This is a genomic window from Roseobacter weihaiensis (assembly GCF_020622345.1).
In the GTDB taxonomy this organism is placed as follows: domain Bacteria; phylum Pseudomonadota; class Alphaproteobacteria; order Rhodobacterales; family Rhodobacteraceae; genus Roseobacter; species Roseobacter weihaiensis.
Map to the genome: position 1 here is coordinate 1 of NZ_JACNMO010000050.1, position 9322 is coordinate 9322.

The 9322-nt window shown below is 54.8% G+C and carries 12 protein-coding genes and 1 pseudogene; 3 read left to right on the plus strand and 10 right to left on the minus strand.

Annotated features, from left to right (window positions below; all coding sequences use genetic code 11):
• Nucleotides 1–398: 398 nt before the first annotated feature.
• From H7847_RS26020 to H7847_RS26065, 10 genes are all read right to left on the minus strand, one after another.
• The gene (locus H7847_RS26020; RefSeq protein WP_227272536.1) at nt 399–770 is read right to left on the minus strand and encodes a hypothetical protein; all 372 of its coding nucleotides are present in this window, start codon (nt 768–770) and stop codon (nt 399–401) included.
• Nucleotides 771–772: 2 nt separating this feature from the next.
• Nucleotides 773–1159 (minus strand): response regulator, encoded by a 387-nt coding sequence (locus tag H7847_RS26025; protein ID WP_227272538.1) that lies wholly within the window; start codon nt 1157–1159, stop codon nt 773–775.
• Nucleotides 1160–1184: 25 nt separating this feature from the next.
• Nucleotides 1185–2018, minus strand: coding sequence for a CheR family methyltransferase (locus tag H7847_RS26030; RefSeq protein WP_227272540.1), 834 nt, complete (start codon nt 2016–2018; stop codon nt 1185–1187).
• 20 nt (nt 2019–2038) lie between these two features.
• Nucleotides 2039–2497 carry a chemotaxis protein CheW gene (locus H7847_RS26035; RefSeq protein ID WP_227272541.1) on the minus strand — a complete coding sequence of 153 codons (459 nt, stop codon included), beginning with the start codon at nt 2495–2497 and terminating at the stop codon, nt 2039–2041.
• Nucleotides 2494–4737: a chemotaxis protein CheA gene (locus H7847_RS26040; protein ID WP_227272543.1), complete on the minus strand. Its 2244-nt coding sequence runs from the start codon at nt 4735–4737 to the stop codon at nt 2494–2496. The genes H7847_RS26035 and H7847_RS26040 overlap by 4 nt, the downstream gene beginning before the upstream one ends.
• A 10-nt stretch (nt 4738–4747) precedes the next feature.
• On the minus strand, nt 4748–5113 hold the full coding sequence (locus tag H7847_RS26045) for a response regulator (protein ID WP_227272545.1): 366 nt from the start codon (nt 5111–5113) through the stop codon (nt 4748–4750).
• Complete coding sequence (locus tag H7847_RS26050) at nt 5110–5385, minus strand: STAS domain-containing protein (RefSeq protein ID WP_227272547.1); 276 nt, start codon at nt 5383–5385, stop codon at nt 5110–5112. The genes H7847_RS26045 and H7847_RS26050 overlap by 4 nt, the downstream gene beginning before the upstream one ends.
• A 231-nt stretch (nt 5386–5616) precedes the next feature.
• Nucleotides 5617–6699 carry a methyltetrahydrofolate cobalamin methyltransferase gene (locus H7847_RS26055; RefSeq protein WP_227272549.1) on the minus strand — a complete coding sequence of 361 codons (1083 nt, stop codon included), beginning with the start codon at nt 6697–6699 and terminating at the stop codon, nt 5617–5619.
• Between the two features lie 18 nt (nt 6700–6717).
• A complete protein-coding gene (locus tag H7847_RS26060; protein WP_227272551.1) occupies nt 6718–7635 on the minus strand; it encodes a methylenetetrahydrofolate reductase in 918 nt (305 codons plus the stop codon).
• A gap of 47 nt (nt 7636–7682) precedes the next feature.
• The gene (locus tag H7847_RS26065) at nt 7683–7979 is read right to left on the minus strand and encodes a virulence factor (RefSeq protein WP_227272553.1); all 297 of its coding nucleotides are present in this window, start codon (nt 7977–7979) and stop codon (nt 7683–7685) included.
• Between the two features lie 426 nt (nt 7980–8405).
• Between H7847_RS26065 and H7847_RS26070 the strand changes: the two genes are divergently transcribed.
• The 3 genes and pseudogenes from H7847_RS26070 to H7847_RS27385 all read left to right on the plus strand — a co-directional run.
• On the plus strand, nt 8406–8687 hold the full coding sequence (locus H7847_RS26070) for a site-specific integrase (RefSeq protein ID WP_227272555.1): 282 nt from the start codon (nt 8406–8408) through the stop codon (nt 8685–8687).
• Nucleotides 8684–8815, plus strand: a complete 132-nt coding sequence (locus H7847_RS26915; protein ID WP_264479735.1) for a hypothetical protein — start codon at nt 8684–8686, stop codon at nt 8813–8815. The genes H7847_RS26070 and H7847_RS26915 overlap by 4 nt, the downstream gene beginning before the upstream one ends.
• Nucleotides 8816–8827: 12 nt before the next feature.
• Nucleotides 8828–8956: pseudogene (locus tag H7847_RS27385) on the plus strand (IS91 family transposase); the annotation flags it as partial.
• Between the last annotated feature and the right edge of the window lie 366 nt (nt 8957–9322).

Genomic DNA, 9322 nt, shown 5'->3' on the forward strand with positions numbered 1-9322 from the left:
TTGTCCTTGCAGAACTTCAACCTGCCGAAGCTTCGATACAATCTCTTCCGGCTTCTCTCGTTTCCCAGCCATTGCTGATCCTCCAATTTACGGGATAATCTATCCCAGTTGGTGGACCACTTTCACGGGGCTACTCCACCCGCAGAGAACCCACATAGCATCTACAACGAAGAAAGACCGCATGCGCCACCAGGAACAACCCATCGATCTCGCTGATGAATGGCTAAGACATGCAACAAGCACCCTGAGCCAAACACCCCGAAAATCTCCAGCCGGGTGGTCCAAACAAGGGGAGCAGTGCAAAAGTTGAACGAACTCTACATTAAGCCAAGGGAAGTTTCGAGGGGCAGGTCACTTCCCTAGAGCTAAATAGATTTCAGTTCCTACAGAATTAGCCGTCATTCAAAGAAATCAATTTCTCCCTTACTCTCAGAACCATCGTTGGTGTGGTGAGTAGTAAGCAGGTTTTTTGTTGCAGCCAATTTGAGCTTGTCTTGCAAGACCGAACTATCGGATATCTGAACTAAGGCGGCACTTTTGTCGTTGCTCAGAAAATGCAACAGTAATGCGCAATCTTCTAGCGATTGTCGTGTGAAATCCAATGACTGAAGTCGAGTAATTGGTAGTGTCCGCGTTTGAGAACCTGGCGCCAGCAGGTTTCCTATTGCCTCTTCAGCCTCAAAAACTTGTCCGGCGAGCATATCCAGATGCACAGATAATTTTTGCAAAGTGCTCCACATAAACAACGGATCTTGAGGGAAAGTGTCCATACTCAAAGGCGCCCAACCACCGCTTCAATGCAGTTGCGTAAGCCAGCTTGCTCAAAGGGCTTTTTTAGATAGTTGTTCATTCCAAGTTTTTTTCCGTGATCAACAATCTGTTGCTCAGCCCGCCCTGTAATCAAAATGAAACCCACACCTTTCGTCTTTGGTGTCGCCCTTAAATGGTGGAGGAGTTGCAAACCATCCATTTCAGGCATGTTATAGTCAGAGATAACCAAATGCACAGGACTGACGGTTATAGCCTTCAAGGCATCTTTCCCGTTCTCTGCGGTCATCACGTTCCGGATGCCAAACGCGTCCAATGCTTGGGTGATGAGTCCTCTACTGGTCGACATATCATCCACAACCATAATTCTAATTTTATCTCTAAGAGACATTTACCGCTTCCTTTTGGTTGAGTTATCAGCGTTTCGCGACGATTGGCCTGTAAGAAGTGGGGCCGTTGTTTATAAACCCGGCATTGCTGGGTTCGGATATGCGTTCGGAGTGGCCAAGAAAAAGATGGCCATCTGAATTTAGTAAGCTATGAAATCTGGGCCAAAGCCTGTCCTGAGTATCGGCGTCAAAGTAAATCACGACATTTCGGCAAAAAACCACATCCATTTTCTGTTTCATTGGCCAGTTAGAAAGCAGATTGAGCTCCTTAAAGACAACAAGCGATTTTAGTGCCTCACTTGCAGTATATTCGTCACCTTCTTTGCCTTTTTGAACAGAGAAATACTTGTCTTTGAGATTCTTCGGTATGCCCGTTGTTAAGCGCTCCGGATAGACTGCTGACCTTCCAAAACTTACGACTTTCGGGTCAATGTCCGTTGCTAGAATCTTAACATCCATTTTGGCCATCTCGGGGAACGTTTCGAGCATGGTCATGGCTATCGAATATGCTTCCTGTCCGTTTGAACAGCCTGCAGACCAGACTCGAAAGCGCCTCCCTGCACGTAACTTATCTATCAATCCCGGCAGAATTTTTTGACCTAATAACTCGAAATGATGACTCTCCCTGAAAAAATGAGAAACATTTGTCGTAAGCGCCGAGATCATTTGACGACGCTCATCCAGGCCCTCATCTGAGCATACTAGCTCGGCATAGCTGGCAAAACTATCGGTTCCTACTGCCTTTAGCCGGTGCCGAAGTCGGGATTGTATCATGGATGCTTTTTCCACAACGAGCTGCAAACCGCTTTCGCGATATGCAAGATCTGCGATCGCCTCAAAGCTTTTGGGATCGATGGCCATTGTTTTCATATCTTTTGACATCACGCTGCCGTGCTTTGCACTTCAGTTATGATCGAGCTCAAATCCAACACCCGGATCATTCTTTCGTCAATCAAGGTCAATGAGCTAACAACGTTTGCTCCGGACTGTGACTGCATTTCAGGCGGCGGTTGCAGATCGTCCGCTGTCAAAGCAATGATATCAGAGACGGCATCAACCAGTAATCCTGTCATGATGTCGTTATGGTTCACCACAATTATTACATTTCTGTCCGTATGCTCTCGTGGGGCCAAACCGAGACGCTGAGACAGATCCATGACCGGAAGAACGGTGCCTCGAAGGTTTATGACGCCTTTCATGTAGCTTGGGGCATGAGGCAGTGGTGTCGTGCGTGTCCACCCTCTGATTTCCCGCACCGACATGATGTCAAGCGAATACTCCTGATCAGCGAGTCGGAAGGTCAGAAGTTCCAAGGTCGTATGAGATTCTTTTTCTGTCATGCCGAAAGTCCTGCTAGATTTTGGCTCTGCGGTGCTCCGGGGGAGCCGATTGCATTTGAAATTATGTCTGAGGTGTCGAGGATTAGAGCAATTTGGCCATCGCCCAGTATAGTTGCGGCAGCAATCCCAGGTGCTCTGTAGAAACTATCGTCCAACCCCTTAATGACGACTTGGCGTTGGTCTTGGATGCTGTCGATTATGATCGCGGCACGCCCCTCGTCTTCATGGGCAATTAGCAGGACGACGGATCCTTCGTAGTCCTCGATCGGCGCTCTGTATCCCAATTCCTTGCCCAAATCGAAAAGTGGTACAAAGCCGCTTCTAACACGTACAACATGCGCTCCGGGCCGAACCATTTCCACATCGTTTTTACTTAGTGTCAGTGTTTCAATCACAACGTTGAGTGGCAACACCAAGGTCTCATCTGCAACCTGAACCACCATTCCATCTAGAACAGCAAGTGTAAGAGGAAGGGATATCGAGAAGGTTGTACCTGATCCCGGTGTTGAAGATATCGTGATCCGACCACCCAATGCCTGAATTGCGGTGCGGACAACGTCCATCCCGACACCGCGACCCGATAGATCGGAAACAACCGTGGCGGTGGAAAAGCCCGGCAAAAACAGAAGATTGTCGATCTCTGTCTCCGACAGATTGGCATCAGGCGCAATCAGCCCTTTATCGGTCGCGATTTGCAATACCTTCGGTCGGTTGATGCCGCCGCCGTCATCAGAGACTTCAATGACCACGCGGCCTGAACGATGTGCCGCTGTCAGGTTGACCCGACCTTGAGCTGGTTTCCCGGCGGCAATCCGATCTTCAGAAGACTCCAATCCATGATCAACGGCATTTCGGATCATGTGCGTCAGCGGATCTGCGAGCCGTTCGATGACGGTTTTGTCGACTTCGGTGCCTTCACCGTCGGTAATAAGCCGCACGTCTTTTCCGACCGCCGCTGACGCTTCCCGAACAATCCGCGACATGCGTTGAAACAGCGATTTGACGGGCTGTGCGCGGATCATCATTACGCTGTCTTGTATATCGCGGGTCAGTCTTTGAAATTCTTCGAGACCATTCATTGCATCAGAGTGTGGAGAGAGGCCCGAGCTTTCCAGGCTCTGCGACAGCATCGCCTGGTTGATAACCAACTCTCCTACGAGGTTCACCAGCCGTTCAATTCGGTCAAGATCAACACGCACCACGGATTTCGCGGGGGCTGCGGGCGGGGCCGCTTTCTGAGCGGTTTTCACATCTTTTTCTGCCAAAGGTGCCGCTGCTTCCGGCGCAGGTTTCTTTTCCTCTGCTTCGGTCTCGACGACCTGTTGAGGTGCGGGATCGGGAGTTTCTGGTTCTATGTCCAAACTGTCACTCAACGAGTCTACCGGTGTGTCGGAGAGAACTTCCGCGTCAGTCTCTGAGGTTTGAGACACATCTGCGTCTTGGGTTATTTCCAAAACACAAAGACCTTCAACGAACTCAAAGGCTGATGTAATTTCCGCGATTTCAACATCCGCGATCAGTTCAACCGTCCAATACAGATAGGAGCTTTCGGGGGACAGCTCGTCCAGGGCGGGAAGATTCTCAGTGTGGCAGGTAAAGATGCATTCCCCCATGCTGTCCAGCGTACGCAGCATGTGAAAAGGTTCATTCCCTGTTTCAAAGAGCTCGCTTTCTGGTTTGAACTTGATGAGAAACTTGCTTTTGCTTTCTTCACCAATTGGTTCGATATCAAGCGGAGGGAGGTCTGTGTCTTCGTCACCCCCGAGATCCAGATCGAATGACAAGGTCGCAGGTTGGAAATCGATGTCTTCTTCTGCCTCTTCTTCGCCAGCGCTACCGCCCTCATCGCCCAGAAGAGTATCCAGTTGTGCGAGAAGTTTCCCGGTTTCATCTTCCGGCAAGGGACCGGCATCCCGGCTGACCCGCACAAGATCTGACAGATGATCGGCGCACTGGAAGAAGAGTTTTAATGCATTGCCATCGGGGGACATGCGACCGGCGCGCACCTCATCCAAAGCCGTTTCAAACCGATGGGCAAAGCGCACAAGCGCCTCGAGGCCAAATGCGCCAGCACCGCCTTTGATGGAGTGTACCGCCCGAAAGACGACGTTGATCGTTTCTGAGTCTGTGGCACCTTCGTCGAGCGCCTGCAGCCCGTCTTGAAGCGCCTCGAGCAACTCTTCACATTCAATGAAGAATGAGGCGCGGATCTCTGCCATTGGGTCGTTGGAATCAGTCATATTCAGCCCCTTACCCAGCAACCATTTGCAAAGCTTTGATGAGCTTTGTCGGATCAAAAGGTTTTACGATCCAGCCTGTTGCCCCGGCGGTGCGCGCGCGCGCCTTGAGTTCGGGGGCTGCCTCCGTTGTGAGCACCAGAATGGGGGTTGCCCGGTGTTTGTCCTGGCCGCGCACAGCGTCAATAAAGCCAAAACCATCCATCCGTGGCATGTTTATATCGGTGATGATTGCGTCAGGTTCGATGCCTTCAAGCACCTCGATGCCATGCACCCCGTCATCGGCGGTGTGCACGTTAAAGCCTGCAGGCAGTAGCGCAAGACGGATCATGTCGCGCATGGTGCGGCTATCGTCTACGGCTAGGATTTCCAAAGTCATTGGCGGCCCCTTGTGATCGCTTCTGGTGTCATCCCCATCAGGCGCATCTGATCGACGACGCGATCCGATGCGTTGACAATTGAAATTTTGCGCTTTTGCTGATGCGCCGTGACCGCTGCCGAGAGCAAGACCTGTAGGCAGAGCGCGCCCAGGTGCTTGACCTCGGACATATCGAGTACAACCTCGTCGTCAGAGCGATCCCGCAGCGTGGCCATCAGACCGGAGGCCGCAGCAAGGTCCAGTTTTGGGGCGAGCATCAGGGGTTCGGTCATCTTTGCCCTCGTGCATCGGTCGTTTCCAAAAAGTGCATTGCTGCCTCCAAATCTGCTGATCGCTGGATGAACAGGTTCTAGGGGTCAGTCCGTTAAGACGGGGTTACTCGCGATGCATTTTCATCTCAAAGACACAAAAAGGATCAAACCGGATCGCGCGTGGATCTCGAGGGCGCATCAAAAAACCCCGCTGAAAAAGCAGCGGGGCATCTTCTATCGTGTCTTTCGGGCTTATCCGCGGCGGCGGCGTCCACCACTGCGCCCGGCACGGCCGCGACCTTCCTGTCCCGGTTTCGGGGCGACCTTGTTGAATTCGATCCAGGCCGATCCGTGCGGATCATTGTTGGTCAGGAAGTTTGCAGCCCGAATCGCTTCCATTTCCTTGCCGGCGCGCGGCTTGGTGGAGCCAATCCCGGTGAGCTGGCAAAAAAGCTCCAGATCCATATCCTCCGGAAAGACGATGCCGACCTCGGCCAGTTCACGTTTTTTGGCTTCTATCTTGGTCGCATTCACGGGCAGGGCGACCGGGTTCATGATCGCAGAGGTCATGCCCGCGCCCATCGCCATGGGCAAAAACGCGTTGTTGATGCCGTGACGGTTCGGCAGACCAAAGCTGATGTTCGAGGCCCCACAGGTCGTGTTGACCCCAAGTTCCTCGCGCAGGCGCCGCACCAGTGTAAACACCTGCTGGCCAGCCGTGGCCATGGCACCGATTGGCATCACCAGCGGATCGACCACGATGTCATGCGCCGGGATGCCGAAGTCAGCCGCGCGTTCGACGATCTTTTTTGCCACTGCAAAGCGCACGTCGGGATCCTCTGAAATCCCGGTGTCGTCGTTCGAGATGGCCACAACCGGCACGTTATACTTCTTGACCAGCGGCAGCACGATCTCAAGGCGTTCCTCCTCGCCGGTGACGGAGTTGAGCAGGGGGCGGCCTTCGGCGGCTTCGAGCCCCGATTCCAGCGCGCCGGGGACCGAGCTGTCGATGCACAGCGGCACATCGACGATGGCCTGCACCCGCTCGACAAGCTCTTTCATCAGCGGCGGCTCGACAAAGTTGTTGTCGGCGTAGCGGGCATCTTCGGCCATCTTGTTGGAAAAAACCGCGCCCGAGTTGATATCCAGCACGGTGGCCCCCGCGGCAACCTGGGCAATCGCGTCCGCCTCCACGGTGGAAAAATCACCGGCTTCAAGCTCAAGGGCGAGTTTCTTGCGGCCTGTCGGGTTGATCCGCTCCCCGATTACGCAAAACGGCTGATCAAACCCGATGATCGCGGTCTTTGTTTTGGATTCGACAATGGTCTTGGTCATCAGGGGTCCGTCCTTGGGTCAGGCGTTTGCCGGTTTTGCGGCGTCACCGCCATTTTCAATCGCCCATGTGGCGTTGGTCTTGATGCCGCCAAGAGGGAAGAAATGCGCATTGGTGATGTTGAACTCGGGGTGTTCCGCCTTATGCGCTGCCAATTCCGCGATCACCTCTGTCGGCGCATAGGGCAGCAGCAGCTTGGTGACATCCATCGCACGTTTCTGCAGCACTTTCAGCGAGGGGCCAACACCACAGGCGATGGCGAATTTTATCAGGGTCTGAAGCTTTGCCGGTCCCGCGATCCCGATGTGAACCGGCAGCGTGATGCCGTCCTCGGCCAGGCTGTCCACCCATCTGATAATCGGTTTGGCGTCAAAGGCGAATTGGGTGACGATGGCCATCTCAGCATCGGTGCGGGTCTGGAAATCATTCTTCCAGCGCAAGGCTTCGCTGACATGTGTCATGGAGCCGTCAGGGTCGATATCGCGGTTGCCCTCGGGGTGCCCGGCCACATGCAGGCGCTCAAATCCCGCCGCGTCAAAGAGACCGGTCTCCATCAGCTGCATGGAGCTGTCAAACGCGCCATGGGGCTTTTCGACACCACCCGCCAGCAGCAGCCCCTGTTTGACGTCAGCCTCGCCCTGGTAGCGCGCGATCCAATCCGCCAGGGTGGCGCGGTCCTTGATGATCCGGGCCGGAAAATGCGGCATGACCCGGTAGCCGTCCGATGCCAGGCGTTTTGCCGTCGCCACCATGTCCGCGATGGGCGTGCCTTCGATATGGGCGACATAGACCCGCGTGCCGGCGGGCAGCAGATCGCGGAAATCTTCGACCTTTTCCGCCGTGCGCGGCATGACCTCGATCGAATAGTCCTGCAGGAACGCCTCGACATGCGGAGGGGCGTGCGAGGCCTCCTTGCGCTTGAAGTTCAACAGAGCCATGAGGCGATCCTTTCCCGAAAGAACAGTGTCAAAGAGAGGCGGCAGGGTCAGGCCCAGCCGTCGTTGTCAATCAGCGCCTTGATCCGGGCACGGTCGTATTCGGCATCCAGCCGCGCGGCCTCAGCATCGGCAATCTCATCGGGCGTGCCTTCCATCGTGACGGGATCCGCCTTGCGCCACTCCGCAAGATAGGCGTCCGTATCCTCCGCCCCAACTTTCATTGCGGCCCGGTCGATGGCCTGCTCGAACCGTTCCGGCAGCGGGCGTTTGGAGCCGCGACGGCCCTTGCCGACAATCACCTGTGCGGGAATGTCACGCCAATAAACGATGGTCACTTCCGGCATCTGTTGATTCCTATCTCTTTTGACCCTGTCTACAGACCGCCCTGCACCCTGCAGCGCTGATTTTCGACAGAATAGGCCCTGTCCGCGACCTGCCTGTTTGTAACCGATCCCAAGCCCCGCAGCGAGGGGGGGTAAGGATCGAAATCCTTATGATCATACTGAGCGAAACTCATGTACCCTCGCAGACCGGTGGCGCCGGGAGTATCGCGCACCTTTGCCTGCGCCGGATCGAACCGATTTGGGTTTTCGGCAACTTACACCCAGAAATGCTGACCTGAAGTCTGCTTCGCGGACGAGGACGAAACCGCTTTCGCGGTATGGGCGCTTGTGGCGGGTGCTGTGCGCCGATTTGAGCGGTGTGATTTTGCGGATGGGCGCGCCTGTCTGATGATTGGGACTTTCTCAATCTGATGACAGGAGGTTTTGATGTCAGATCAATATGTTCCCGCGCTGCGCCAGCGGTTTCTGGAAGATATGCGGATCAAGGGTCTGCAGCCCAAAACGCAGACAATGTATCTGCGCGCGATGCGCGGTTTCACGCGGTTCATTGGGCACGCGCCGGACGCCGCGACACCGGAGGAACTGCGTGCTTTCCAGCTCGATATGCAGGAGCGCGGCGTCGGCGCGCCGGCTTTCAACAACCGGCTCACGGTGCTGAGCTTCTTCTTTGCGATGACTTGCCCGAGGGTGGAACCGACATCCGGGTGATCCAGGTCCTGCTGGGACATGCCAAGCCAGCAACCACGACCGTCTACACCAAGGTGGCGACCAAGACGATCAGGGATGTGACCAGCCCACTCGATCTGCTTGTGCGCCGGGAGGCCGGTCCCGGTTGAGCCGGGGTCTCCATGCCCCGTCCCAAACTGGAGGTTGCGGAGGTCTTCCGTGCCCATGGCACTGCCTATCGCCGTGACCATGCCGGGCATCTGAACCTGCCGCAGCTAAAGGTGATGTTGGCCATCGAGACGTGCCGGACAAACCCAGCCGAGACGACAGATCAGCCGGCGATATCAGCCGGCGAAACGCAACTGGTCCGCTCCCTCAAGGACGTAGGGTCCGCCGTTCAGTGCATCGACTGCTGCAGCCGTAACGCACAATCCCCATAGCACCGAAATTGACCCGCGCTTTCCTCCTTGTCAGGTTTGTGGCTGCTGCATCTCACGATGACAGCAGCCACAAACCTTAGACAAAGCCGACTTTGGCAACGCTCTGACCAGTTCTCTATCTGCGGCCGTTAATTCAAGTGGGTTTTTGATCTCATCGGGTTCATGGTTCTCTCCGAGGTCGGCAGTGCCGCCTCATAATGGCGTCGGGGACTGGTGCCTCAAAATGGTCCGCTGCGA

Bases quoted from the DNA above. Each gene is read 5' to 3' on its own strand.
- H7847_RS26020 (WP_227272536.1), bottom strand. From the start codon at position 770: ATGGACACTTTCCCTCAAGATCCGTTGTTTATGTGGAGCACTTTGCAA.
- H7847_RS26025 (WP_227272538.1), bottom strand. From the start codon at position 1,159: ATGTCTCTTAGAGATAAAATTAGAATTATGGTTGTGGATGATATGTCG.
- H7847_RS26030 (WP_227272540.1), bottom strand. From the start codon at position 2,018: ATGGCCATCGATCCCAAAAGCTTTGAGGCGATCGCAGATCTTGCATAT.
- H7847_RS26035 (WP_227272541.1), bottom strand. From the start codon at position 2,497: ATGACAGAAAAAGAATCTCATACGACCTTGGAACTTCTGACCTTCCGA.
- H7847_RS26040 (WP_227272543.1), bottom strand. From the start codon at position 4,737: ATGACTGATTCCAACGACCCAATGGCAGAGATCCGCGCCTCATTCTTC.
- H7847_RS26045 (WP_227272545.1), bottom strand. From the start codon at position 5,113: ATGACTTTGGAAATCCTAGCCGTAGACGATAGCCGCACCATGCGCGAC.
- H7847_RS26050 (WP_227272547.1), bottom strand. From the start codon at position 5,385: ATGACCGAACCCCTGATGCTCGCCCCAAAACTGGACCTTGCTGCGGCC.
- H7847_RS26055 (WP_227272549.1), bottom strand. From the start codon at position 6,699: ATGACCAAGACCATTGTCGAATCCAAAACAAAGACCGCGATCATCGGG.
- H7847_RS26060 (WP_227272551.1), bottom strand. From the start codon at position 7,635: ATGGCTCTGTTGAACTTCAAGCGCAAGGAGGCCTCGCACGCCCCTCCG.
- H7847_RS26065 (WP_227272553.1), bottom strand. From the start codon at position 7,979: ATGCCGGAAGTGACCATCGTTTATTGGCGTGACATTCCCGCACAGGTG.
- H7847_RS26070 (WP_227272555.1), top strand. From the start codon at position 8,406: ATGTCAGATCAATATGTTCCCGCGCTGCGCCAGCGGTTTCTGGAAGAT.